At 65.2% G+C, this 23,851-nt stretch carries 23 protein-coding genes; 19 read left to right on the forward strand and 4 right to left on the reverse strand.

Annotation, left to right across the window (positions count from 1 at the left end; translation table 11 throughout):
- Positions 1–2: 2 nt before the first annotated feature.
- The 8 genes from J6500_RS12360 (at position 3) to J6500_RS12395 (ending at position 8,897) form a co-directional block, all read left to right on the forward strand.
- Positions 3–767, forward strand: a complete 765-nt coding sequence (locus J6500_RS12360) for an aspartate/glutamate racemase family protein (RefSeq protein WP_225712980.1) — start codon at positions 3–5, stop codon at positions 765–767.
- Positions 767–2,179 (forward strand): dihydropyrimidinase, encoded by a 1,413-nt coding sequence (hydA, locus tag J6500_RS12365; protein ID WP_225712981.1) that lies wholly within the window; start codon positions 767–769, stop codon positions 2,177–2,179. The genes J6500_RS12360 and hydA overlap by 1 nt, the downstream gene beginning before the upstream one ends.
- 29 nt (positions 2,180–2,208) lie before the next feature.
- Positions 2,209–3,093: an alpha/beta fold hydrolase gene (locus tag J6500_RS12370; protein ID WP_225712982.1), complete on the forward strand. Its 885-nt coding sequence runs from the start codon at positions 2,209–2,211 to the stop codon at positions 3,091–3,093.
- Positions 3,094–3,421: 328 nt separating this feature from the next.
- The gene (locus tag J6500_RS12375) at positions 3,422–5,146 is read left to right on the forward strand and encodes a phospholipase C (RefSeq protein WP_225712983.1); all 1,725 of its coding nucleotides are present in this window, start codon (positions 3,422–3,424) and stop codon (positions 5,144–5,146) included.
- Between the two features lie 18 nt (positions 5,147–5,164).
- Positions 5,165–6,508 carry a cytochrome-c peroxidase gene (locus J6500_RS12380; RefSeq protein ID WP_225712984.1) on the forward strand — a complete coding sequence of 448 codons (1,344 nt, stop codon included), beginning with the start codon at positions 5,165–5,167 and terminating at the stop codon, positions 6,506–6,508.
- Between the two features lie 62 nt (positions 6,509–6,570).
- Positions 6,571–7,356 carry an aldo/keto reductase gene (locus J6500_RS12385; protein ID WP_225712985.1) on the forward strand — a complete coding sequence of 262 codons (786 nt, stop codon included), beginning with the start codon at positions 6,571–6,573 and terminating at the stop codon, positions 7,354–7,356.
- A 160-nt stretch (positions 7,357–7,516) separates the two neighbouring features.
- Complete coding sequence (tolA, locus tag J6500_RS12390; protein WP_512699708.1) at positions 7,517–8,404, forward strand: cell envelope integrity protein TolA; 888 nt, start codon at positions 7,517–7,519, stop codon at positions 8,402–8,404.
- 313 nt (positions 8,405–8,717) lie between these two features.
- Complete coding sequence (locus tag J6500_RS12395; protein ID WP_225712987.1) at positions 8,718–8,897, forward strand: hypothetical protein; 180 nt, start codon at positions 8,718–8,720, stop codon at positions 8,895–8,897.
- 251 nt (positions 8,898–9,148) lie between these two features.
- On the opposite strand, the gene J6500_RS12400 is transcribed toward J6500_RS12395, so the two are convergent.
- Positions 9,149–9,826 (reverse strand): DUF599 domain-containing protein, encoded by a 678-nt coding sequence (locus J6500_RS12400; RefSeq protein WP_225712988.1) that lies wholly within the window; start codon positions 9,824–9,826, stop codon positions 9,149–9,151.
- Positions 9,827–9,942: 116 nt separating this feature from the next.
- Between J6500_RS12400 and J6500_RS12405 the strand changes: the two genes are divergently transcribed.
- The 5 genes from J6500_RS12405 to J6500_RS12425 all read left to right on the forward strand — a co-directional run bounded on the left by J6500_RS12405 (position 9,943) and on the right by J6500_RS12425 (position 13,156).
- On the forward strand, positions 9,943–10,599 hold the full coding sequence (locus J6500_RS12405) for a glutathione S-transferase family protein (RefSeq protein ID WP_225712989.1): 657 nt from the start codon (positions 9,943–9,945) through the stop codon (positions 10,597–10,599).
- Positions 10,600–10,711: 112 nt separating this feature from the next.
- Positions 10,712–11,080, forward strand: a complete 369-nt coding sequence (locus J6500_RS12410; RefSeq protein WP_225713098.1) for a YidB family protein — start codon at positions 10,712–10,714, stop codon at positions 11,078–11,080.
- 216 nt (positions 11,081–11,296) lie between these two features.
- On the forward strand, positions 11,297–11,500 hold the full coding sequence (locus J6500_RS12415) for a hypothetical protein (protein WP_225713099.1): 204 nt from the start codon (positions 11,297–11,299) through the stop codon (positions 11,498–11,500).
- 148 nt (positions 11,501–11,648) lie between these two features.
- Positions 11,649–12,611, forward strand: coding sequence for a hypothetical protein (locus tag J6500_RS12420; protein WP_225712990.1), 963 nt, complete (start codon positions 11,649–11,651; stop codon positions 12,609–12,611).
- A gap of 104 nt (positions 12,612–12,715) precedes the next feature.
- Positions 12,716–13,156: a DUF1489 family protein gene (locus tag J6500_RS12425; RefSeq protein ID WP_225712991.1), complete on the forward strand. Its 441-nt coding sequence runs from the start codon at positions 12,716–12,718 to the stop codon at positions 13,154–13,156.
- A 189-nt stretch (positions 13,157–13,345) separates the two neighbouring features.
- On the opposite strand, the gene panC is transcribed toward J6500_RS12425, so the two are convergent.
- Positions 13,346–14,197, reverse strand: coding sequence for a pantoate--beta-alanine ligase (gene panC, locus J6500_RS12430; protein ID WP_225712992.1), 852 nt, complete (start codon positions 14,195–14,197; stop codon positions 13,346–13,348).
- A 283-nt stretch (positions 14,198–14,480) separates the two neighbouring features.
- Between panC and J6500_RS12435 the strand changes: the two genes are divergently transcribed.
- The 4 genes from J6500_RS12435 (at position 14,481) to J6500_RS12450 (ending at position 18,372) form a co-directional block, all read left to right on the forward strand.
- Entirely contained in the window at positions 14,481–15,404 is a 924-nt protein-coding gene (locus J6500_RS12435; RefSeq protein WP_225712993.1) for a division plane positioning ATPase MipZ, read from the forward strand.
- Between the two features lie 364 nt (positions 15,405–15,768).
- Entirely contained in the window at positions 15,769–16,719 is a 951-nt protein-coding gene (locus tag J6500_RS12440; protein ID WP_225712994.1) for an alpha/beta fold hydrolase, read from the forward strand.
- Positions 16,720–16,826: 107 nt separating this feature from the next.
- Positions 16,827–17,579 (forward strand): VWA domain-containing protein, encoded by a 753-nt coding sequence (locus J6500_RS12445; protein WP_225712995.1) that lies wholly within the window; start codon positions 16,827–16,829, stop codon positions 17,577–17,579.
- A 70-nt stretch (positions 17,580–17,649) separates the two neighbouring features.
- Entirely contained in the window at positions 17,650–18,372 is a 723-nt protein-coding gene (locus J6500_RS12450) for a DnaJ domain-containing protein (protein WP_225712996.1), read from the forward strand.
- A gap of 432 nt (positions 18,373–18,804) precedes the next feature.
- Here J6500_RS12450 and J6500_RS12455 read toward each other — a convergent pair whose 3' ends face one another.
- Positions 18,805–20,574 carry a D-alanyl-D-alanine carboxypeptidase gene (locus J6500_RS12455; RefSeq protein WP_225712997.1) on the reverse strand — a complete coding sequence of 590 codons (1,770 nt, stop codon included), beginning with the start codon at positions 20,572–20,574 and terminating at the stop codon, positions 18,805–18,807.
- Between the two features lie 419 nt (positions 20,575–20,993).
- Here J6500_RS12455 and J6500_RS12460 point away from each other — a divergent pair, with 419 nt between their 5' ends.
- Positions 20,994–21,338, forward strand: a complete 345-nt coding sequence (locus J6500_RS12460; protein ID WP_225712998.1) for a phasin family protein — start codon at positions 20,994–20,996, stop codon at positions 21,336–21,338.
- Positions 21,339–21,442: 104 nt separating this feature from the next.
- Here J6500_RS12460 and J6500_RS12465 read toward each other — a convergent pair whose 3' ends face one another.
- The gene (locus J6500_RS12465; protein WP_225712999.1) at positions 21,443–22,876 is read right to left on the reverse strand and encodes a TadE/TadG family type IV pilus assembly protein; all 1,434 of its coding nucleotides are present in this window, start codon (positions 22,874–22,876) and stop codon (positions 21,443–21,445) included.
- A gap of 488 nt (positions 22,877–23,364) precedes the next feature.
- On the opposite strand from J6500_RS12465, the gene clpS reads away from it, so the two are divergent.
- A complete protein-coding gene (clpS, locus tag J6500_RS12470; RefSeq protein ID WP_225713000.1) occupies positions 23,365–23,697 on the forward strand; it encodes an ATP-dependent Clp protease adapter ClpS in 333 nt (110 codons plus the stop codon).
- The last annotated feature ends 154 nt before the right edge of the window (positions 23,698–23,851 follow it).

The following is a 23,851-nucleotide window of genomic DNA, read 5'->3' on the forward strand; positions in this document are numbered from 1 at the left end:
CGATGAAGATCCTGCTGCTCAATCCGAATACGACGGCGGCGGTGACCGACCTGCTGCACGCCGCCGGCAGCAAGGTTGTCTCGGCCGGCACCGAACTGGTGCCGCTGACGGCGTCGCGCGGCGTGCCCTATATCGCGACGCGCGCGGAAGCGCAGGTCGGCGGCGCCATCGCCCTGGAAATGCTCGCCGAGGCCGGCGACGATTGTGATGCCGCCGTGATCGCCGCGTTCGGCGACCCCGGCCTGTTCGGCGCGCGCGAGCTGTTTTCATTTCCCGTCGTCGGCCTTGCCGAGGCCGCGATGCTCACCGCCTGCATGGTCGGGCGGCGCTTTTCCATCGTGACCTTCGCCGGCGCGCTGGCGCCGTGGTACGAAGAATGCGTCGCGATGCACGGCATGGGCGCGCGCTGCGCCGGCATCCGCGCGCTCGGCGGTGCGTTTCAGTCGATCTCGGAGGTGCAGGCCGAGAAGGAAGAGCTGCTGGTTGCGCTCGCCAACCGCGCGGTCGAGGAGGACAACGCCGATGTCGTCATTCTCTCGGGTGCGCCGCTTGCCGGGCTCGCCGCCAGGGTCGGTGATCGCATCCCGGTGCCGGTGATCGATCCGGTCGGCGCCGCGGTGCGCCAGGCGGAGACGCTCGCGGTGCTCAAGCCGCGCAAGGCGATAGCGGGCACGTTCCGCCGGCCGGACGCCAAGCCGACGCGCGGGCTGGCCGAGCCGCTGGCCGCCGTCATCGAACACCGCTCACCGAAACAAGGAGGCCGCTGATGGCCCTCGACACCATCATTTGCGGCGGCACGGTGGTCACCGCTTCCGACACTTTTGCCTGCGACGTCGGCATCAGCGACGGCAGGATCGCGGTGCTCGGACAGAATCTCGGTTCGGCAGCGCGGATTATCGATGCGACCGGGCGGCTGGTGCTGCCGGGCGGCATCGACAGCCATGTCCACTTCGCCCAGCCGTCGGGCGAGGGGATCGTGATGGCCGACGGCTTTGCCACCGGCACGCGCTCGGCGGCATTCGGCGGCACCACCACGGTGCTGCCGTTCTGCCTGCAGGAGAAGGGCCAGACGCTGCGCGAGGCGCTCAAGAGCTATCATGCGTTGGCGGAAGGCGAGTGCCATGTCGACGTTGCCTTCCATCTCATCGTCACCGATCCGACCGAGCACGTGCTGGGCCAGGAGCTGCCGGCGCTGGTCGAGGATGGCTACACCTCGCTGAAGGTGTTCATGACCTATGAGGGCCTCGCGCTCTCCGACCGCGAGCTGCTGGAGACCATGTCGGTGGCGCGCGAGACCGGCGCGATGCTGATGGTGCATGCGGAAAACTTCGACGCCATCCGCTTCCTCACCGACCGGCTGGAGCGCGCCGGCAACACCGCGCCGCGCTTCCACGCAACATCGCGGCCGATCCCGGTCGAGCGCGAGGCGACCCATCGCGCGATCTCGCTGTCCGAGCTCGTCGATGTGCCCATCATGATCGTGCACGTCTCGAACCGCGAGGCGATGGAGGAGATCCGCCGTGCCCAGCAGCGCGGGCTGCGCGTGATGGGCGAGACCTGCCCGCAATACCTTGTTCTGACTGAGAAGGATCTCGACCAGCTCAACATGGAGGGCGCGAAATACGTCTGCTCGCCGCCGCCGCGTGATTTTGCCAGCCAGACGGCCTGCTGGGAAGGTTTGCAGCAGAAGGTGTTTTCGGTGTTCTCGTCGGATCATTGCCCGTTCCGTTACGACGACCCTCAGGGCAAGCTGGCGCCGAAGGGCCGCACAAGTTTCCGCTGGGTGCCGAACGGCATCCCCGGCGTCGCGACGCGGTTGCCGATCCTGTTCTCCGAAGGCGTGGTGAAGGGCCGCATCGATCTCAACAGTTTCGTCGCCTTCAGCGCCACCAACCATGCCAAGATCTATGGACTCTATCCGCGCAAGGGCACCATCGCGGTCGGCTCGGACGCCGACATCGCGCTGTGGGACCCGAAGCGCAAGGTGACGATCCGCCACGAGCTGATCCACGACGGTTCGGACTACACGCCCTATGAGGGCCTTAAGGTCACCGGCTGGCCGGTCCTGACCATGGTGCGGGGCAAGGTCGTCGTCGATGACGGCAAGCTCGTCGGTGCCAAGGGGCACGGCACCTATCTGCCGCGCAGCAAGCCGCCGGGAGCAGCAACCATCCCGTAACATCCGAACCAAGAAGGCAGGAGATCAACATGCCCTTTGCGACGACAGACGATGGCGTCCGGCTGTATTTCGAGGAGACCGGATCGGGTCATCCTGTGATCCTTGTCCATGAATTCGCCGGCGACCTGCGCAGCTACGAGCCGCAGATGCGGCACTTCGGCAAGCGCTACCGCACCATCGCCTATAACGCGCGCGGCTTTCCGCCGTCGGATGTGCCGGAGCAAGTCGCGTCCTACTCGCAGGCGCGGGCGGCCGACGACATCCTGGCTGTGCTCGATCACATCGGCGCGGAGAAGGCGCACATCGTTGGCCTGTCGATGGGCGGCTTTGCCACGCTGCATTTCGGGATCCGTCACCATGCGCGCGCGCTGTCGCTGTGCATCGGCGGCTGCGGCTACGGTGCCGAGCTCGACAAGCGCGAGACGTTCCGCGCCGAGGCCGACGTGATCGCGGCCACGATCCGCAAGGAGGGCATGGCGGCGTTTGCCGAGCGCTACGCCCACGGGCCGACCCGCGTGCAGTACCAGAACAAGGATCCGCGCGGCCACGCCGAGTTCAAGGCGATGCTGGCCGAGCATTCGGCGGTGGGATCGGCCAATACCCAGCAAGGCGTGCAGAAGGAGCGGCCCTCGCTCTACACGCTCACCGATGAGATGCAGCGCATCACGGTGCCGACGCTGATCATCACCGGCGACGAGGACTGGCCGTGCCTGCTGCCTGGCATCCTGATGAAGCAGAACATCCCGTCGGCGGCGCTCGCGGTGATGCCGAACTGCGGCCACGCCATCAACATCGAGGAGCCCGACGAGTACAACCGCATCGTCGGCGACTTCCTCGCGCAGGTCGAGAGCGGCCGCTGGCCGATGCGCGACCCGAGGACCGTCAGCACCTCCATCACCGGAATGAAGGACTAACTGCTCTCGGTCTCGTCACCCTGAGGGGGCGCGAAGCTTTGTCCTCATCCACCGCTGTCATCGCCCGGCCTGTGCGCAATTGCGCACATGGACCGGACGATCCAGTACGCCGCGGCCTATCGGCTCAATGACGACTGTCTCTGGGAATACTGGATCGCTCGGTCAAGCCGGGCATCTTCGAGGCTCGCAAGAGCTTGCACCTCGACGCGTCTGAACGCCATCGCGCAATCCCTTGCCGATTGCACACAACTGACACGGCGCTGTCATTCGAGGTGGCTAATGTGTCGCAGGTCGACGTCATAAATCTGTAAAAAACAAGGGGCTCTACGTGAAAGACAAACTTCTTTCGACAGTCGGAATCTGCCTGGTCGCTGCCGCGGTTGCGTGCGGCACCTGGGTCTATGCCGCGCAGGATAGCCAGGGCAACCAGGATGATCACGGCAATCGCGGCAACGGTCATCATCCGCACGACATCCACACGGCGACGCCGATCAAGCATCTCGTCGTGATCTTCAATGAGAACCGCTCGTTCGATCATTATTTCGCGACGTATCCGAATGCGGCCAATCCGTCCGGGTCGATTCCGTTCGTTGCGAAGCCGCATACGCCGAAGGTGAACAACCTCGCCAACGCCGACCTCTTGACCAACAATCCAAACACCAACCCGGCCAATGGCACCGGCGCGGCCAATCCGTTCCGGCTCGATCGCACCCAGGCCAACACCAAATCGCAGAACCATGCCTACACGCCGGAGCAGCAGGCCTATGACAACGGCAAGGCCGACCTGTTTCCAAAATACACCGGCCGCGGCACCGCCGGCGGCGTCGGCGCCTTCGGCACCAACGGGCAGGTGATGGGCTATTTCGACGGCAACACCGTCACGGCGTTCTGGAATTACGCGCAGAACTTCGCCATGAGCGACAACGCCTATACCGACACCTACGGGCCGTCGACGCAGGGCGCGCTCGCGGTGATCGCGGGCCAGACCAATGGCGCGCAGAACATCGTCGGCAGCTCGTCCTCGATCTCGGACGGGCAGGGCGGCTTGACGCTGATCGGCGACACCGACCCCGCCTACGACCAGTGCTCGAGCACGACGAGCACGGTGCTGATGACCGGCAAGAACATCGGCGACCTGCTGAACGCCGAGCGCGTCAGCTGGGGCAGCTTCATGGGCGGCTTCGACCTCACGCTGAAGAACGCCAACAACACGACGGGCTGTGCGCGCAGCACGTTCTCCAGCAACGTCAACGGGACCATCACGGACTATATCCCGCACCACGCCTGGTTCCAGTACTACAAGTCGACCGCGAACCCGACCCACGCGCGGCCGAGCTCGGTGCAGGCGGTCGGCCACACCTACGCCGCCGACGGCAAGACGGTCGATCCGGCCAATCATAGCTACGATCTCGAGGACTTCTACGCCGCGGTGAAGGCCGGCAACTTCCCGGCGGTCTCCTACATCAAGATGCCGGCCTATCAGGACGGTCACCCCGGCAATTCCGATCCGCTCGACGAGCAGGTGGGCAATGTCGAGCTGATCAACTTCCTGCAAAAGCAGCCGGAGTGGCGCGAGACGGCCGTGATCATCACCTATGACGACTCCGACGGCTGGTACGACCACGCCTATGCGGTGCCGACCAGTGCCTCCTATGATCCGACCGCCGACCAGGTCAACGGTCCCGGCCAGTGCGGTCGCGGCGTCGACAAGCAGAAACAGCCGAAGGGTCTCAACGGCGAGCCGGTGAACGGCCGCTGCGGACCGGGCACCCGCATTCCCTTCATCGTGGTCTCGCCCTTCGCCAAACGCAACTACGTCAGCCATACGCGGATCTCGCAAGCGTCCGTGGTGCGCTTCATCGAGGACAACTGGCTGAACGGCAAGCGCATCGGCGGCGGCTCGTTCGACGCCGACGTCGAATCGATCACCGACCTGTTCGACTTCGATCGCGGCCATGGCCAGGACCACGAGTACAAGCAGGACACGCTGTTCCTCGATCCGACCGCCGGCACGGTCATCGTCAGCCCGCCGGATGATCACCATCACCACTAAGCGGTATCGGCTTCTGACATGAACGGCCGCATTTCGTGGCTCCTCGGCGCCGGCCTGCTTTGCATGGCCGGCGCCGTCGCGGCAGTCGAGACGCAAGGGCTGCTGCCGGGCACGAACCCGAACCCGGTGCAGCTCAGGCGGCCGCCGGTCGCGCCGCTGTCTGCAATGGCCCAGCTCGGCCAGAAGATCTTCTACGACGCCTCGTTGTCGTCGTCGGGCGCGCTGTCCTGCGCGTCCTGCCACAGCCCAGACCACGCCTATGGCCCGCCCAATGACGGGCCGGTGATGCTCGGCGGTCCCTCGTTGTCCCGGCAGGGTACGCGCGCCGTTCCCGGACTGACCTATCTCGAGCGCGAGCCGAGCTTCAGCATCGGGCCCGAGAAGGACGATGATGACAATGTCGTGCCGCTCGCCCAGATGGCCGCGATCGGCCAGCAGGCCGCGCGCGCCAAGAAGACGGCGACCGCGACTGCCGCGTCGGCCGCCAACATCGTGCCGCAGGGCGGCCTGTTCTGGGACGGCCGCGCCGATACGCTGCAGGACCAGGCGATCTTCCCGCTGCTCGATCCCAACGAGATGGATGGCGGCAGCGTCGAGCTGGTGGCCGAGAAGCTGCGCCACGTCCCCTATGCCCAGCGCTTCGCCGAACTGTTCGGCGCGCAGATCTTCGGCAACCCGAGCCTGCTTGTCTCGGAGGCGATGTTCGCCGTCGCGCGCTATCAGGTCGAGGAGCCGAGCTTCCATCCCTACACCAGCAAGTTCGACTATTGGCTCGAGGGCAAGGCGCGGCTCAGCGAGGCCGAGCTGCGCGGGCTGCAATTGTTCAACGATCCCGAGAAGGCCAATTGCGGCGGCTGTCATACCTCGGCGCCGAGCCATGATGGCCTGCCGCCGCTGTTCACCGATCATCAGTACGAAGCGCTCGGCGCGCCGCGCAACCCCGCACTGGAGCGCAACCGCGATCCCGCCTATTTCGATCTCGGCGTCTGCGGCCCGCATCGCAGCGACGTTTCCGAGCAGACGCAATATTGCGGCATGTTCCTGACGCCGACGCTGCGCAACACGGCGACCCGCAGGGCGTTCTTCCACAACGGCGTCTTCCGCAGCCTCGAACAGGTGCTCGACTTCTACAATTTCCGCGACACCAATCCGGAGAAAGTCTTTCCGCGCGACGCCGACGGCAAGCTGAAGAAGTACGACGACCTGCCGGAGAAGTATCACGCCAATATCGACGTGGCCGATCCGCCGTTCGAGCGCCACCTCGGCGACACGCCGGCGATGACGGCACAGGACGAGGCCGACATCATCGCCTTCCTGAAGACGCTGACCGACGGCTACAAGGTGGAACCTGCCGGCGATTAGCGCCGCCGAGCCCCGCGCATGCGTGAGTTGGCAGCGGGCCGCCATGCGCGCATAATGGATGCATGAACGTCGTCGCAGGCAACGGCACCGAGATCCCGGCGATCGGGCTCGGCACATGGGAATTGCGCGGGCGCACCTGCGCGCGGATCGTCGAGCAGGCGCTGCGGCTCGGCTATCGCCACATCGACACGGCGCAGATCTACGACAATGAGCGTGAGGTCGGCGAGGGGATGCGCGCCTCCGGCGTCAGGCGCGACGACATCTTCGTCACCACCAAGGTCTGGACCACGCATTTCCGGCCTGGTGATCTCGAGCGCTCGGCCAAGGAGAGCCTGGTGCGGCTGCGCATGACCGAGATCGACCTGCTGTTGCTGCACTGGCCCAACCCGCAAGTGCCGCTGGCGGAGACGCTCGGCGCACTGGCCAAGGTCAAGCGGGCGGGCCTGGCGCGCTCCATCGGCGTCTCGAACTTTGGCGTGGCGCTGATCGAGGAGGCGGTGGCGGCCTGTCCTGAGCCGCTCGCCTGCGACCAGATCGAGTACCATCCCTATCTCGACCAGGCCGACGTGATTGAGGCCTGCGCGCGCCACGGCCTCGCCTTCGTCGCCTACAGCCCGATCGCCAAGGGGCGGGTCAAGGGCGACCGCGTGCTGGCGCGGATCGGCGACCGCTACCGCAAGACGGCCGCCCAGGTCTGCTTGCGCTGGCTGGTGCAGCAGAATGTGTCCGCCATCCCGCGCACCGCGAAGCTGGAGCGGTTGCAGGAGAACATCGACATTTTCGATTTCGAGCTTTCTGGCGAGGACATGCAGGAGATCTCCGCCATCGCCGGCGCCAAGCCGCGATGATGCGGCGCTTTTGTCCCGTTCGGAAGGCCGCGACACGGATTTGTGGATCGTGCTAAGGCCGCCGGGCCGATCCGCATCTCGCGCCGAAACGGGATTGAGGCGGACTGGCCCCGACCGCTATTGTGGGAGACGGGGAGACATCACGACGTGATCGAGTGGGATGAAATTCCGGCCAAACGCGGATCTGATGGCGTCGGTGCTCGTGCACCTGCTGCTGCTCGCGCTGATTTTGCTGTTCTCCGAGGTGCATCAGTTCGATCCTGTCGCCGCTGACACGGTGCCGGTCGAGGTCGTGACGCCGCAGGAGGTCGCCGAGGTCCAGCAGGATCCTGCGCCCGCGCCGAGCCCATCGCCTAGTCCCGAGCTGCAACTGCCTTCGCTCGACAAGCCGGCCGAGACGGCCAAGCCGGAGGTGGCTGCGCCAGCACCTGCGCCCCCGCCGCAGCCTGAACAGAAGCAGGCGACCCCACCGCCGCCGAAACCAAGTCCGCCGCCGCAGCGCGCGGCCGCCGAGCCGCCGCCAGCAGTTCAAACGCCGCAGACGCCGCCGGCACCGCAGCCGACGGTGCAGCAACCGCCGCCCGCGCCATCGGCCTACAGGCCGCCGGAGCCTGACCTCACGGTCAAGTACAACGTCCTGCTCGGCTTGCCGCCCGATATCGCGGCGCCGACGTCGGCCGCCGCGCCGTCGAGCAATGAGGGCGGCAAGGACAGTTTCGACGCGCCGGCCACCGAGAAGGCCGATGTCGGCTCCGGCGTGGCCGCCGAATTCCGCCGCCATTTGCGCAGCTGCATGAAGCGTCCGGCGCAGCTGAGCACCAGCGACGAAGTCAGGGTCAAGCTGCGCGTGTTCATGACGCCGGACGGCAGGCTCGCAGCGGCCCCGCAGCTGATCGAGGCCTCCGCGTCGGCGAAGGGCCCGCTGCTGCTGCAAAGCGCCACCAGCGCGCTGCAGGCCTGTCAGCCCTATGCGATGCTGCCGCGGGATCGCTACGGCGAATGGAAAGTGCTCGACCTCGATTTCACCCCGCGCGATTTCGCGTCGTAGGGCAGGGCCGTCGCCTTGGGCAGTCGGCCACGCCCCATAGCTCGCCATGCCCGGGCTTTGGGCGAGGGTCTCGGCGCGATTTCGGAATAATGGAATAGTGCAGCTGAGTTGCCCGACATGTCAAACCGTCTTGTTGCAGTGCCAACAGCCGCCGGGCTCCTTTGCATGGGGTTGTTCTTCGATATTTGGGAACCTTACGCCCGGGACTTAGGCAACTTAGCCAAATGAGCGTTTCCGGGTACGTTCCTGCGCCCAAACAAAAGATTGTCCTCGCTTTCGGTGAAACGGGAGTGCACTTTCCATCGAGCGGCACATGGCGATCATCGGTGACAGAGAGACCAATCGCGCTCCTGCCCAATGCGACAGGGAGGACGTCATGATTCACCGGCCCGACCTCGATTCATACTCTCTCCCGGCGCGCATCTGTCTTGGCGTGGCGATCTTCAGTGCGGCGCTGCTCGTCGCTGCGGTGAGCGCCTTCGTGCTGGCGTAGGCCGCGTGCGGGGCCCGGTCGTCGGAGAGCTGCTTTATCGAGCCAGCATCGTCTGTCTGTCGCCCCTCGCCATCGCGGTGATTGTTCTGTTCATGTAGTTTGTGGCACGGAGTGCGTAGCCCGGATGGAGCACAGCGCAATCCGGGGTGCCGCCGCCGAGAGATTGTCCCCCGATTGCGCTGCGCTCCATCCGGGCTACGGAACTGCGCGAGAGGATGGCTCTCGTAAGAACGGGACGAGCGAGACGAGATTCAGCTCCCCATCGCCTGCCAGGCATTCGAGGCGAACTGGCGGCGCCAGATCACGATCACCACCGCGGCGGTGGTGACAAACAGCACCCATGGGCTGATGAACCAGCCGAGATAGGCGAGTGCGAAGAAGAACGCGCGCTGGCCGCGGTTGAAGTGCTGGCCGGCATTCTCGAACACCCGCGTGGTGCGGATCACATGCGCCTCCGCGGCCGGTGTGTCGCGCTCGTTCGCCGGCGGCATCGCGCCGAACAGGATCGCGACATAGTTGAACAGACGGTACGCCCAGGCGAACTTGAAGAAGGTGTAGATGAAGATCAGAATCAGCCCGACGCATTTCACCTCCCACAGTGCGGGCGAAGGACTGAGATTGAACGGCAGCGCGCCGAGCACGGCGATCGCATCGCTGGTAGCGCGCAGCAAGGTCAGCCCGCCGCCAATCGCGATCAGACTGGTGGAGGCGAAGAACGCGGTGCCGTTCTGCAGTGAGGCCATGATCTGCATGTCGACCATCCGCGCGTCGCGGTTGAGCAGGTTGCGGACCCAGATCTCGCGATAGAGATGCATGCGGGCCGACAGGCTGTCGCGGCCATAGGCGGTGCGTTCCAGCGTGAGGGCGTAGACCAGCCATTCCAGCGCGAAGAAGCCGACCGCTGCGGCATCGACCCAATAGCCCGTCATGTTGCCTTCCTTCGAATGCGCCGTGGCCAAACACCCGCGTCAGTCCCGCGTGATGTACAGGTTGAACGCGTGCAATGCACTATGGCAAGGTACGGCTCCCAACAGGATTCTCCGGCATGCTGCAGCTCGTGATCGGCAACAAGAACTATTCGTCCTGGTCGATGCGGCCGTGGCTCGCGCTGCGGGCCAACAACATCCCGTTCGAGGAAGTCTTCATTCCGCTCTACACGGATGACAAGGCGGACAAGGAGCGCATCCTCAGCTTGAGCAAGGCCGGCAAGGTGCCGACGCTGGTGGATGGCGATGTCACGGTCTGGGACTCGCTGGCGATCATCGAATATCTCGCCGAGAAGTTTCCGGACAAGAAGCTGTGGCCCGCCGACCGCGCCGCACGTGCCCATGCCCGCGCGATCTCGGCGGAGATGCATTCCGGCTTCGGGCCGCTGCGCAGCGAATGCGGCATGAACCTGCACCGGCCGATCCGCGCCGTGGCGCTGTCCGACGACGCCAAAGCCAATATCGCGCGCATCCAGGACATCTGGGCCGATTGCCATGCGCGCTACGGCCGGCAGGGGGCGTTCCTGTTCGGCGACTTCTCCGCGGCAGACGCCATGTACGCGCCGGTAGTGCATCGCTTCCGCACCTATGCCATTCCGGTGAAGCCGGAAGCGCAGCCCTATGTCGACGCCATGATGGCGCTGCCGGCGTTCCAGGAATGGACCCGTGACGGCCTGGCCGAGACGCTGCGGATCGGCCGCTTTGAGGACGCCTGACGCCACGGCGCTGATTGTGACCGCGGCTGTCCGGATCGCGCCTTGACGGCGGCCGGCAATGGCGTCTCAATCCGGCGGCGATCTGGTGCAATGCGCTGCGAAAGGGCTCGCGATGGGCATTCTTGATTCCTTTGAAAACTCGCCGGAGCTGAAGGGCATCCTTGGTCAGCTCGGCACTGCGGTGCTCCCGGCGGTGCTCGGCGAAGTGTTGGGCAATGGTGGCCAGGGCGGGCTGTCGGCAATCGTCGCCAGGCTCGAGCGGGCCGGCCTCGGCGAGCAGGTCAAATCGTGGATCGGCACCGGCCAGAACCTGCCGATCACGGCCGAGCAGCTCCAGCAGGTGCTCGGCAGCGATACGGTCAAGCAGCTGGCCGCCAAGTTCGGCATTCCGATCGACCAGCTCTCCCAGGTGCTGGCCCAGCAGCTCCCGGCCGCGGTCGACCATGCGAGCCCCGACGGTAGGCTGCCGCACACCGCCTGAGCCGATGGAACCCGAGGGTTGCAGGGCGGGCGCGGCCAATTTCAGTCTGGCACGCAATTTGCTCCGTATCGCTCTGAAAAACCTGCAAAAACTGCAACTTCGCCATGTCCCGATCCTGCTGGATTTCGGGCGCTCGGCTGTGCTAGGTTGTCACAGGGTTCTGAAATGCCGGTGCAAGCTGAGGGACAGCACGCTCACGCCGGTAATCTCGAAAAAATGGAGAGGGCGTTGAAGCATAAGTACTCCGTTGGAGAGACGGTCTATTTCACCGCCAGCAATGTGGCGCGTCCTGCCGCGAGCGGCACCTACCAGGTGATCCGGCTGCTGCCGATCGACGGCGACGATTGCCTGTACCGGATCAAGAGCTCGACCGAAGCTTTCGAACGCGTGGCCAAGGAGAGCCAGCTCGTGCTGTCCTGATGGACCCGGAGCGCAAGCCGGCGGGTGGGGCGGTTCCGCCCCGGCCGCCGTCAAAAGGCCCCGTTCGCGGACCCATTCTGCTGAAGGTTGAATGCCGGATGACGGTGTTCGCCGCCGCCGTTTGTGCTTACGCTAAGGGACATTGCGCATGAATTGGTCGAATTGGGCTTCCTCACTGGATCAAATCTGGCGCTCGCCGACCTTCCCGACCTGGCTGACACTCGCCGCGGCAGCTTTCTTCGGAATTGTCGTGCTGGTCACGCTGTTGCGTGCGGAGAAATCCGTCGCCAACGGCGCGCTGACCGTCATCACGCTGCTGTCGATCGCGGTGGCGGTCGCAGCGACCATTCGCGGCTTCACGCCGGGCGGGCAGGGCGCGTCCGCCGAGCTGCGCACAGCGCAGGCGACCGGGCAGACGGTGGCGGCGCTCGCCTGCGTCGACGATCTCGCCGGGGATGCCGTCCTCAATGCCTGCGAGAAGGTGCTGTTCGGCTCGGCCGACACCGCCGCGGCCGCGGTCAGCTATGCCGCGTCCCAGATCTCGCGCCTGACCGCGTTCGGCGACCTCGCGACCGCCGAACGCAATTCGACCACCGAGCTGCAGGCGCTGCGCCGCGCCATCGAGCATGATCGTTACGGTCTGATGGCCTACGTGCTGATGGCGCGCGACCGTTGCACGCCGACCGCGTGCCCCGCCTTCCGCTCGCTCGGCGACAACCACCAGGTGATCGCCAACATGAACGAGCGCACCTACGAGAACCTGATCACCCGCTACACGGCGTCATGGAATGCGCCGGCAACGCAGCCGTCGGCCGCCGGTCTCGTCGCAGCGCTGCCGCCGTCGATGCCGACGGGCAAGCCGACCAATGCCGAGTTTCCGAGCGCGTCGTCGACGCCGCCGGTCAGCATCATGACGCCCGAACCGGCGAGGCCGTCGGCAGCCGCCGCGCCGGCTCCGGCCGCGCGCGCGCCGGGCCCGCCGCCGGCCGTTGCGGCGGCCAAGCGGCCGCCGGCGCCGAAGCGCCCGGTCCAGATCGCGCCGCCGCCGCCGGCTGCACCCGCCGCCGCGGTTCCCGCGGCGAGCGCACCGGCTGCCGCCAGCGAGGAATAGGCGCGCCGGCGTCAACGCCACCGCGCGTTTCCGACGTCACCGATATCCACCGCTGCGTGGTGCGCTCCCTTTTCAAAGGGCGCGCCGGCCGTTACATCCGGCCCATGCCGCTTCATCTCATCAAGCTTGCCGTCGGTTGCGACTCGGTCAAGGAACTCAAGGGCTGGGTCGCCGAACGGATGGCGACCGCGAAGAAAAAAGGCCTGCCGCTCCGTCACGTCCACATCACGCGGATGACGCCGAAGCGCGAGGAGGAGATTCTCGCCGGCGGCTCGCTCTACTGGGTGATCCGCGGCGAGATCGCCGCGCGCGAGAAGATCATCGCGATCGAGCCGTTCCGCGACAAGGACGGCATCGGACGCTGCCGCATCGTGATGCAGCCCAAGGTGATCGCGGTCTCGCCGCGGCCGATGCGCCCGTTCCAGGGCTGGCGCTACCTGACGGCGGACTCCGCGCCGTCAGACCTCACCAAATCCAGCGTCGCCAGCGTGGCCTCGATGCCGGAACCGATGCGCCGCGAGCTGCGCGATCTCGGGCTGCTCTAGATTGTAGTCTCGCGCAGGATCCGGCTGGTAGCGTCGTTGAGGTTGGACTGGCCCTTGACGTTGATCGCGATCGGAAGTTGCTCGTCTGCCGATCAAGGATCGCAAGCAGGCGCCTGTAGATGTCCCACTGCAGTCCGAGCAGCCGGCGCCGCAGGTGGTGGGCGCGCTGCAGAATGCGATATCGCAGTCCTACACCGCGATATTGTCGATCAGGCGGGTGGTGCCGAGCTTCGCCGCCACCAGCATCCGCATCGGCCCATCCTTGAGCGAGTTGATCGGCGCCAGCGTGGCGGCATGGCGAACCTCGAGATAGTCGAGCACGAAACCGGCCTGCGTGATCGCCGCGGCGCCGGCGGCCATCGCGCTTGTCGTGTTTTCACCGGCGCGCAGGCGGGCGGCGGTGTCCTTCATCACCCGGTGCAGCGTGGGAGCGGTGCGCCGCTCCTCGGCTGACAGGTAGACGTTGCGCGAGGACATCGCGAGGCCATCGCGCTCGCGCACCGTCTTCGAGCCGATCACCTTGACGCCGAGGTCGAGGTCAGCCGCCATCTGGGTGACGACGCGGAGCTGCTGAAAGTCCTTTTCGCCGAAGATCGCGACGTCGGGCCGGACTTGCGTGAACAGCTTGCCGACCACGGTGGCGACGCCGCCGAAGAAATGCGGCCGGAAGCGATCCTCGAGCCCGGCGGTGGCCGGCCCTTCCGGCACGATCCGCGTCGCAAAGCCTTCCGGATACATCGCCGTCACATCGGGGTGCCAGATCAGCTCGACATTCTCGGCGGCGAGCTTGGCGACGTCTTCCTTCCACGTGCGCGGATACGAACCGAAATCCTCGGTCGGAGCGAACTGCGTCGGATTGACGAAGATCGAGACCACGACGCGCTGTGCACGGCGCCTGGCTTGGCGCACCAGCGAGACATGGCCGTCATGCAGGGCGCCCATGGTTGGGACCAGCGCGACGGTTGCCTTTCTGGCGCGCAGCGCGTCGACGGCGCGGCGAAGGGCAGGGACGGTGCGGACGACGGCAGGATTTCTCGGCATCGGATCTCGGCTCGTGAGGCAAGTCAGGGGTGGGCGGGTTTGGCGTTCGGCGGGGAGCCGAGCTTACCAAGAGCGAACCGCAATCCGCAAACCGCGGTGTCGCGATCAGCTCTACCTGATGTCGCTCGCGCGCGGATCGGCCTCGCGCTGCCGCCGATCGACGCAGCCCTCGCGAGCGAGCGATTCATGATTAAGGAAGGCAGCGATTGAATTCCCGTCGCCGTGATGCATTTCACTTGACCATGTCCGCATGCGCTTTGAAGATACTGCCAAAGGTTGAGTCATGTTAGTGCAGGCCAGTCAGGGACAGTCCGGCTCCGCACACGTCGTCGTGCTGGGGAACGAGAAGGGCGGTTCGGGAAAGTCGACCACCGCCCTGCATATCGCCGTCGCGCTCCTGAAGGCCGGACAGCGCGTCGCCAGCATCGATCTCGACTGCCGGCAGCAAAGCTTCACCCGCTACATCGGCAATCGCCGGGCCTGGGCGCAGCGCACCGGGCTCGATCTCGAACTGCCGGTGCACACCTGCATCAAATACGGCGAGACGATGCAGATCGCGGACAATGAGCAGGCCGAGTTCCAGCAATTCATGGAGGCGATCAGCGCGGTCGAGCGCGCCTGTGACTTCATCGTCATCGATACGCCCGGCTCGGACAGCTACCTGATGCGCCTTGCCCATTCGATGGCCGACACGCTGGTGACGCCGATCAACGACAGCTTCCTCGATTTCGACGTGCTGGGCACGCTCGATCCCGCGACCTACGCGGTGACCGGCGAGAGCCATTACGCGGAGATGGTCCGCGACACCAGGCGCAAGCGCCGCCAGCTCGACGGCGCCACCACCGACTGGATCGTGGTCCGCAACCGGTTGTCGATGCTCGGCTCGCGCAACAAGCAGCTGGTTGCCGACGGCCTCAAGCAGCTGTCGCTGCGGCTCGGCTTCCGCTCGGTCGACGGTTTTGCCGAGCGCGTGGTGTATCGCGAGTTCTTTCCGCGCGGCCTGACCGCGCTCGACGACATCGACGAGGCGACGCTCGGCACCCGCCCGAGCATGGGCCATGTCACCGCGCGGGAGGAGGTCATGGGCCTGTTGCGCCAACTCAAGCTGCCGCTCGACGAGCGCGGTCGGCGGCGGGCCGCCAACCGGGCCGAATGGTTCAGCCAGGTCGACAAGCCGCTCGAGGTTCACGATATCTTCGGCAGCTAGCGGCCTGCCCGGCGTCCTGCCTCAAGGGATGACGATCGTCACTTCCGGGGGCTGGAGGCGCGCAGCTATGATCGAGCGGAACTTCCGGCTATCTGCACGCGATGGGGCGGAACAAGGCGGCGTCCTTCCCGGTTCTTAGGCTACTGATCGAGCTGTTCCGGCTGAGTTCCAATTGAGGTGCCTTGATACCGCGGTCTCGCAGCATTGGCGGCAAATGCATAAAGGTTGTGTGCGACGCACAACGAACGTGCTGAAAAGTCCCAACTTTTAGACTTCCTGTCACGCCACCGTGACATATATTCTAAACAAGGAGCCCGCAGCGACTCCGGAGAATAAGCCGTTAAGGCGGGCGCTTGAGGACGTCATGAAACGTGGAATTACAGTTCTGCTTTCGCTCTCCGTGGTTCTCACGGCGGCCTACTTCACCGCGAGCAAGTGGGCGATCCGTCACGAAACCATCATGTTCAAGGATCCGACGCGTGATGAGCGGCCGGTCGCGGTCGATGTCGCGGTGCGTTTCGACAAGGAGATGCAGGCGGATGCCGGCCTGATCAAGCTGCCGGTGGCGATCCTCAACCACGGCAACACTGTCAAGTTCACCGAGTACTCCTTCCTCGCGAACGTGTTTGCGGCGCGCGGCTATCTGGCGATCAGCATTCAGAACGACCTGCCGTCGGACGGGCCGATGGTGACCAAGGTCGGCGAGCTCTATGTCGGCCGGTTGCCGCAGTATCAGCGCGGCATCACCAACATCAAATTCGCCATCGAGGAGATGAAGAAGCGCCATCCGAATGCCGACTACACCAAACTCACGATGGTCGGTCACTCCAATGGCGGCGACATCGCGATGTATTTCGCCAAGCAGTATCCCGACGAGATCAAGAAGGTCGTGACGCTCGACAATCTGCGCGTGCCGTTCCTGACCGACGGCAAATTCAAGATCCTGTCGTTCCGTTCGCGTGACGCGCAGTTCAAGCCCGATCCCGGCGTCGTGCCTGACGCCGACGAGTGCGAGAAGGCCGGTATCACCGTGGTGAACACCAACTTCCAGCACAACGACATGCGCGACACCGGGCCGGCCGCCGCCAAGAACTCGATCGAGGCCATGCTCGATAAATTCCTTGCCGACACCGACAGCGATGTCGCTCCGGTCGACACCAGGAACGCGCCGCCGAAGATCCTGGAGCCGGGACCGGTATCGCTCTACGTGCCGGTCGACAAGCAGCAGAGCCTGACCGACAAGTTCAAGAAGGCGCTGAGCGTGAAGAAAACCGAGAAGGAACCGTCCCAGCCCTCCACCTCGGCCACCAACTGAGTTTTCATCAGCTGACTTGTTTTGGCCCGGGCCGCGTGGCAGCCCGGCTGCATTGACCAATCCGCGATCACGGCCCACATACCGTTTGCTGTACGAGGCAGGCGCTGATGGCCCGCGAACCGACCAACCCGACAAGTGGACATGATCCGCGTCCGGCGGAGACGCGGACCACGGTGCCGGACGCAAGGACGTCCACCTCGGACGACATCGCCGCGTTCGTCGCCAGGGCGCGCGCGATGTCGCCGCACCGCGCCGGCGCCCGCGGCCGGCTGGTGTTCGCGCTCGACGCCACGATGAGCCGGCAGCCGACCTGGGACATGGCCTGCACGCTGCAGGCGGACATGTTCCGCGAGGCCGCAGCGCTCGGCAGCCTCGATATCCGTCTCGTCTACTATCGCGGCCTCAACGAGTGCCGCGCCACCGGCTGGATCTCCGATAGTGCGCAGCTCGCCAGGCTGATGGGCAAGATCGACTGCCGCGGCGGCAACACCCAGATCGGCAGGGTGCTGACGGAGACGCGGCGCGAAGCGATCGCTTCCGGCGTGCGGGCGCTGGTATTCGTCGGCGATGCGATGGAGGAGCCGATCGACGAGCTGTGCGTCAAGGCCGGCGAGCTCGGCCTGCTCAAGGTACCCGTCTTCATGTTCCAGGAAGGCAGCGACGCGGTCGCCGAGCAGGCGTTTCGCGAGATCGCGCGCCTCACCGGCGGCGCCTGGTGCAGGTTCGATCCCGGCGCCGCCGCCCAGCTCCGCGAATTGCTGCGCGCCGCCGCTGCCTATGCCGCCGGCGGCCGCGAGGCGCTGCTGCAACTGGCGAAGACCGCTGACGGTGCGGCTCGGCTGATCGGCCAGATGAAGTAGGTAACGTTTCGCGCGCGGATGAGACGAAGCCGCGCATGCTTTTTGCTGCGCGGACGCCTATATTCCGGGCATGCCAACCCTGATCGCCGGCATCGTTGCCGTTGTCGTGATTTATTCAGCCCTGCAGATGTTCCGTGCAGCCAATCCGGCTGTGCTGGCGCGCGGCATAAGGCTTGCGGGCGGTGTCCTCGCGCTCGCCGTCGCGGCCTTCACCGGCGTCCGGGGTGAGCTGGCGGTCGCCATCCCGCTCGGCATCTTCGGCGCCGGCCTGCTCGGCTGGTCGCCGTTTGGCGCGACCGGCTTTCCCAATTTCGGCGGCATGTTCGGCGGCGCGCGCGGTGCGGCCGGACAAAGCTCTCGGGTGCGGTCGCAATATCTCGACATGAGCCTCGATCACGACAGCGGCGTCCTCAGGGGCCGGATCGTGGCCGGGCCGTATGAGGGCCGCATGCTCGACGAGTTCGACTTGTCGCAACTGCTGGCTATGGTGCCGAGCTTCGATGCCGAGAGCGTCGCGTTACTTGAAAGCTATCTGGACCGCCGGTTTCCCGCCTGGCGTCAGAACGCGCAGGGCGACCGGGCAGGGGGGCAGGGCCGCGCGGCGCCGCGGGGCAAAATGACGGACGAGGAGGCCTATCAGATCCTTGGCCTGCAGCCGGGCGCGTCGCGTGACGACATCAGCCGGGCCCACCGAGCTCTGATGAAGAAACTGCATCCCGACCAAGGGGGGTCGACGTATCTCGCGGCCCGTGTCAACGAGGCCAAGGACACTCTGCTTCGCACGCATCACTAACTCCGGCAACGCTACCAACGCCACAAGCCGAGAGCCGTTTCTGCCGATCTCTGATTGATGCCCCGTGCCGCCGCCCATCGTCTGGCGCGGCCGATCGTTCTTTCGGGAAAACTTAACCGTAAATTCTTGACGAGAAGTTTTCGCGCGGGCAGTTGCGGATCAATCTCCGCTGACGCTGCCGTCCTCCGCGAAAGCGGGGAATCCAGGACGCCGCACATTCAGTGTCGTCCTCCGGCTTGACCGGGGACCCAGTACGCCGCGGCTTATCGATTGATCAACTGTCTCTGCGACACCGGATCGCCCGGTCCATGTGCGCGATTGCGCACAGGCCGGGCGATGACAGCTTGGGTGGTGCAGCAGCACGGCGCGCCGAAAAGCAACAGGGCCGGCGCTTGCGGCGCCGGCCCTGCAAAAATCAGATCTTGCCGTCGATCAGTTGCGAACGGTGATGCAGGAGATGTCGGCGCGCTTCAGCGTGCGGCAGACCTGCTCGGCCTGGTCGCGCTCGAGGCCGGCGAAGCGGGCCCGGTAGAGCTTGCGGTTGTCCTTGGCGACCACCTCGGTGAACGGATCGGCCTTGCTGAGCAGGCCGCGGGCCGAGCTGCGCGCGAGGTCGATGCGCTGCTTGGCTTCGCCCTCGGTTTCCAGCGCGCCGACCTGAACGATCCAGCCGCTGTGCGCAATTGGCGCGGCCGGCTTGATGGCGGCACTGGGCTGGCTGCGGGCGGGCTCGACCGAGGCCATTGCCTGCGGCGCCGGAGGCGGCGGCGACTGCACGGCGGAGGCGGGAAGCACGCCGAGGATGCCGTTGCCGGTGCCGAAATTGGCCGGCTGCGGCGGCATCTCGGGCCGTGAGGTTTCGGCAGCGCGCGCCATCATCGCATGGGAGGTCTCGGCGGCGACGTCCGAGCGCTGCGGGATCGTGCTGGTGATCGGGGGTGCCGACTGCGCCGGACCGGCGGCGAGCTTGATCTGGCCGGCCCTGACCTGCACGGTCTTCACCTTGACGGGCTTCATCGGTTCGGCCGAGCCGGGGATCGCGGCGATCGGCTGGGTCTGGATCACGCCTGAGGTCAGCGGCGCCGGCTCGGGCTTGGCCTGCGGCTCCGACTTGGCGGGGAGCGGCGGCAGCGCGGCGGCAGCAGCGGCCATCAGCGAGGGCTTGGCCGGACGGGCCGGCTGCATCGCGGCGGAAGCGGGCTCGGAGGCGGCCGCCGGCGAAGTATCGGCGCGCGAGGCGCTGTCGGCATCGGCGACCTCGACCCTGGCGTCGGCCGGATTGCGCTCGGTGATCGCTGCGGCGGTGCGGATGGTCGCGGCCTTGCTCAGGTTCTCAGCGAGCAGGTTGCGCATGATGGCGTCGCGGGAGCCGCCGCTGCGGCCGCCGAGCACGACGCCGACCAGGAAGCGGTTGCCGCGATGCATCGAGGTGACGAGATTGAAGCCGGAGGCGCGGGTGTAGCCGGTCTTGATGCCGTCCACGCCCTCGACCTTGCCAAGCAGACGATTGTGACCGGTGATGGTGCGGCCGCGGAAATTGAACGCCGTGGTCGAGAAGTAGCGGTAGTAGCGCGGGAAGCGATCCTGGATCGCCCGGCCGAGGATCGACTGATCGCGCGCCGTGGTGATCTGCTCGTCGTTCGGCAGGCCCGAGGCGTTGCGGTAGACGGTCCGGCTCATGCCGAGCGCGCGCGCCTTGCGCGTCATCATCCGCGCGAAGTCGTCCTCGCTGCCGCCGATCGCCTCGGCGATCACGACCGCGGCGTCGTTGGCCGAGCGGGTGACGAGGCCCTTGATGGCGTCCTCGACCCTGATGGTCGAGCCGGGCCGCAGCCCGAGCTTGGTCGGATCCTGGTCGGCCGCGTGCTCGGAGACCGGCATCTCGGTATCGAGTTTCATCTTGCCGGCGTCGAGGCGCTCGAACAGCAGATAGAGCGTCATGATCTTGGTGAGCGAGGCGGGATGCCGCAAGCCGTCGGGACTCGTTGCGGTCAGCACCGCCCCGGAATTGCCGTCGACGATGATCGAGGCGAAGCGTGAGCTGTTGCTTTCGCTCGATTCCTGGCTGTGGCGGACGTGATGCCGGTGCCGGTAGCGACGTGCCTCGGCACTGTCGCTGATCAGGATCGCCGTCGTGACGGTGACGAGCCCGAGAACGCCAACTCGCAACGCCCGCGAGGAAGCCAAGGTTTTACGAAGCATCTACTTCCCCGTCCCAATTTCTATCTAGATCACCGGTCCGTGGGGCGAAATTGTGCCCGGGCGGCCGCCGATCCTTGCCTGCGCAACAGTTCAGTTTCGCCCTGAACCTTGGCCCCGTGGCCGCGCTGGTTGCTCTTCTAGCTAAGGTGTTGTTCACAAACAGCTTTCGAGACTGTCTGCCGGAAGGCGAACAAAGTCCGGGAATCAGGTTAGGCGGGCCGAGTTTCCAAAAGATTAAACAACCGTTGCGTAGTCCCCCGGGGTTTATTGCAAATGCTGCAGATTCGAACCAGCATTGTGCAACGCACAAATCTTGTTGACACTTAATTGTGCATCGCACTATGTTGACAATGTCAGGGGGCCGGGAGCTTCCGGGCAATGGGAATGCGCTTTCAAGTCTGGGCAAGGAACCTGAGTCAATGATCAAGATTGAAGACATTCAGAACTACGGCAAAGAGCATCTGGAATCGGTTGCGGCCTCCGCGACCAATGTGCAGAGCGGCGTTCAGGCGATCGCCACCGCCTATGGCGACTACGCCAAGAAGTCCTTCGAGGACACCAAGTCGTTCGTGGAAAAGCTCTCGGGCGTGAAGTCGCTCGACAAGGCGCTTGAGGCGCAGAGCGAATTCCTGCGCACCAGCTACGAGACGTTCGTTGCTGAGTCACAGAAGATCGCCGGTCTCTACGGCGATTGCGCCAAGCAGGCGTTCAAGCCTTACGAAGGTCTGGTCGCGAAGTTCGCTCCGGCGACCGCCTCGCACTGAGCCGGGCGCCGCCAAGCGCGTCGGATCGTCAAAAACAAAAGCCCGGCCAGCAATGGCCGGGCTTTTTCGTATGCGCTTGATGCGCCGCCTGCTTGATCCGCGGCCTACTTGGAGACGCGCAATTGTGTGAGCTGCGTGCCGATCGTGTTGAACACCGTCAGCGTCTGCGACGCTGACTTGACCAGGAAGAACTTGTCGGGGCTGCTGGCGCAATATTGCAGGACCTCCGAGGTCGGATCGCCCGGCGTACCGGTGTTCACCTGGATGGTGTAGATCGTGTAGGCCGGCGCACCGGTCTTGGGATCGGTCACGGCCTTGATGTTGTCGCACAGGGCCTTCTGCCGCGCGTCGATCTGGCCGCCGAATTGGGTCTGGCCATCGCCGTAGGACGGCCAGCGGTCCTGGGTGTTGAGACCATCCGAGAGCAGGATGATTGCGCGGGTATAGGTGTAGTTGCCGTCCTCGGCCGGTGCGTTGAGCGGCGCGCCCGTCTGCAGCGACTGCCAGGCCCAGGCGAGCCCGATCGGCTGATTGGTGCCGCCAGTGGGCTGCATGGCGTTGATCATATTCTTGATCGCGGTCCAGTCGTAGCTCAGCGCCATAACCGGCTGCAGCAGTGGGTTATTACCGGGTTTGCAGTAGTATTCGCTGTTCGAATAGTATTCCTCGGCCGGAAATAGCGTCGCGACATTGGTTGTAGTCGGCGCTGTGCTTTGTGCGTCGTACGGCTGGGTACGGTCGGTGACGCAGCCGGTCCATTTCGAATGGTCCGGCGTCCAGGTCTTGCCGTTGTTTACGCAGCGGCTTTTTTTCGTGTAGCTGGGATCGCTACAGCTTCCATAGGTGTTGCCCGGACTGCTGTTCTCCCAGTCGGTCCAATCGATCCAGCTCTGATTGTAGTTGCTGGCGCCGACATTGACGTCCTTGGCGAACGGAACCACCGAGATGTAGACGTCGCCGGCGTTCTTGGAGAGCCCGCTGAGTTGATCGACAAGGCTCGCAGCCGCGGTTCGCAGCGCCTCGATCTTGCCGTCGTCCTTCATCGATCCGGTGTTGTCGAGCGCCATTGCCACGCGCATCCGGTTGACGCCCCAGGTCGACGTGGAACTGGTGTTGAAATTGACGCTGGGAAAGCCGGCGAGCTTCAGGAAGTCGGTGTTCACCGCGCCGGAGCCGTTGACCTTGACCGTGGCGTTGGTCGAGCCGCTAGCCGCCGTGTAAGTTGCGTTAATGGTGACCGACTTGGCGTCCGTATTGGTATAAAGCGCGGTGAAGTAGGCCTGCGCCTTTGTGTTGATATCAGCCGCCGTTATGGTGCCGTTGGTAAGATCCTTAGCAATCATCAGCGAGGTGGAATCCAGCGCGGCCTGCATCGAGGAGCGGGCGCTGTTGGCACGGGAATAGTCGATTGCAACGCCCACGAAGCTGAGGATCGGGACTGCCGCGAGGGCGAAGATCACCGCGATATTTCCGTCAGTTGCCGCCGAAAACCGGCCAACCGCCGTCCGTGCGCGAGAAAAAATGGTCGAACTAAGCATGGCGCTCTCGTCAGAATGGACCAGGTGCGCCATTTCGGCGCGCGCCACTAAACAGATGATGAATCCGGCGGCGTAAACGGCGGAAGCTGCGCCGCGCCGGGTGCAAGGCCGGGCAAAAGCCGCATTTATCCTCAACGCCGGCTAAACCGGAGGCCCGACTCCTTTGTCAAATCGCGCGGAAACCATTAACCTTGCCGGGATTGCCGCCGCCGGAATCGGGCGGCTGTCAGCCGGGTGGGCGGACGCTTCCGCGCTTGCGGCAAGCTGCCGTCGGCCCCATATTCGGAAGGCCGACCCAGCCGCTGGGTCGGGACCGGGAGCGGCAGTCCGGAAGGCGTTGCTGGAAGTTTCCGTAACGCTGCGGCCAGTTGCGCCAGCGTTCCGATACGCCTCCGGTTCTCCACGGGAATTCGAACGCTTGAGCCATGTTGCGATCCACGTCCATCATCCAATCGCCGCCGGCGGCATCCACGGCGTCAGCTGCCCGAATGAGCAATGACGAGCCCCGCAACGGCGGGACCGGAGGGCCGTCGACCTCGGTCATCACCAAGGTCAAGCCGAAGACCAAACGTCCGAACCTGTATCGCGTCCTGATCCTGAACGACGACTACACGCCGATGGAGTTCGTCGTTCACGTGCTGGAACGGTTCTTCAACAAGGACGCCGAGGCGGCAACCAAGATCATGCTCCATGTGCATCATCACGGGATCGGCGAGTGCGGGGTGTTCACCTACGAGATCGCCGAAACCAAGGTGACGCAGGTGATGGATTTCGCGCGCAAGCATCAGCATCCGCTGCAATGCGTGATGGAAAAGAAATAGTTCAGCGGTAACGGCAGGCGGCAACCGGTGCCCTTGATCCGCCGCCGCGGCGGAACGGGACCTCCAGCTGTGACTGAAACGAGCGGCGTTCCCGTACGAGTACGGATGCCAGCCGCGCGTTCGCACCGGTGCCTGAAATTTAGAGGAAAACCAC

The sequence above is a fragment of the Bradyrhizobium semiaridum genome (assembly GCF_020329505.1).
In the GTDB taxonomy this organism is placed as follows: Bacteria; Pseudomonadota; Alphaproteobacteria; order Rhizobiales; family Xanthobacteraceae; genus Bradyrhizobium; species Bradyrhizobium semiaridum.

Excerpts from the sequence above, each read along its gene's own strand:
- J6500_RS12360 (WP_225712980.1), top strand. The coding sequence starts at position 3 with ATGAAGATCCTGCTGCTCAATCCGAATACGACGGCGGCGGTGACCGAC.
- hydA (WP_225712981.1), top strand. The coding sequence starts at position 767 with ATGGCCCTCGACACCATCATTTGCGGCGGCACGGTGGTCACCGCTTCC.
- J6500_RS12370 (WP_225712982.1), top strand. The coding sequence starts at position 2,209 with ATGCCCTTTGCGACGACAGACGATGGCGTCCGGCTGTATTTCGAGGAG.
- J6500_RS12380 (WP_225712984.1), top strand. The coding sequence starts at position 5,165 with ATGAACGGCCGCATTTCGTGGCTCCTCGGCGCCGGCCTGCTTTGCATG.
- J6500_RS12385 (WP_225712985.1), top strand. The coding sequence starts at position 6,571 with ATGAACGTCGTCGCAGGCAACGGCACCGAGATCCCGGCGATCGGGCTC.
- tolA (WP_512699708.1), top strand. The coding sequence starts at position 7,517 with ATGAAATTCCGGCCAAACGCGGATCTGATGGCGTCGGTGCTCGTGCAC.
- J6500_RS12395 (WP_225712987.1), top strand. The coding sequence starts at position 8,718 with ATGGCGATCATCGGTGACAGAGAGACCAATCGCGCTCCTGCCCAATGC.
- J6500_RS12400 (WP_225712988.1), bottom strand. The coding sequence starts at position 9,826 with ATGACGGGCTATTGGGTCGATGCCGCAGCGGTCGGCTTCTTCGCGCTG.
- J6500_RS12405 (WP_225712989.1), top strand. The coding sequence starts at position 9,943 with ATGCTGCAGCTCGTGATCGGCAACAAGAACTATTCGTCCTGGTCGATG.
- J6500_RS12410 (WP_225713098.1), top strand. The coding sequence starts at position 10,712 with ATGGGCATTCTTGATTCCTTTGAAAACTCGCCGGAGCTGAAGGGCATC.
- J6500_RS12415 (WP_225713099.1), top strand. The coding sequence starts at position 11,297 with ATGGAGAGGGCGTTGAAGCATAAGTACTCCGTTGGAGAGACGGTCTAT.
- J6500_RS12420 (WP_225712990.1), top strand. The coding sequence starts at position 11,649 with ATGAATTGGTCGAATTGGGCTTCCTCACTGGATCAAATCTGGCGCTCG.
- J6500_RS12425 (WP_225712991.1), top strand. The coding sequence starts at position 12,716 with ATGCCGCTTCATCTCATCAAGCTTGCCGTCGGTTGCGACTCGGTCAAG.
- panC (WP_225712992.1), bottom strand. The coding sequence starts at position 14,197 with ATGCCGAGAAATCCTGCCGTCGTCCGCACCGTCCCTGCCCTTCGCCGC.
- J6500_RS12435 (WP_225712993.1), top strand. The coding sequence starts at position 14,481 with ATGTTAGTGCAGGCCAGTCAGGGACAGTCCGGCTCCGCACACGTCGTC.
- J6500_RS12440 (WP_225712994.1), top strand. The coding sequence starts at position 15,769 with ATGAAACGTGGAATTACAGTTCTGCTTTCGCTCTCCGTGGTTCTCACG.
- J6500_RS12445 (WP_225712995.1), top strand. The coding sequence starts at position 16,827 with ATGGCCCGCGAACCGACCAACCCGACAAGTGGACATGATCCGCGTCCG.
- J6500_RS12450 (WP_225712996.1), top strand. The coding sequence starts at position 17,650 with ATGCCAACCCTGATCGCCGGCATCGTTGCCGTTGTCGTGATTTATTCA.
- J6500_RS12455 (WP_225712997.1), bottom strand. The coding sequence starts at position 20,574 with ATGCTTCGTAAAACCTTGGCTTCCTCGCGGGCGTTGCGAGTTGGCGTT.
- J6500_RS12460 (WP_225712998.1), top strand. The coding sequence starts at position 20,994 with ATGATCAAGATTGAAGACATTCAGAACTACGGCAAAGAGCATCTGGAA.
- J6500_RS12465 (WP_225712999.1), bottom strand. The coding sequence starts at position 22,876 with ATGCTTAGTTCGACCATTTTTTCTCGCGCACGGACGGCGGTTGGCCGG.
- clpS (WP_225713000.1), top strand. The coding sequence starts at position 23,365 with ATGAGCAATGACGAGCCCCGCAACGGCGGGACCGGAGGGCCGTCGACC.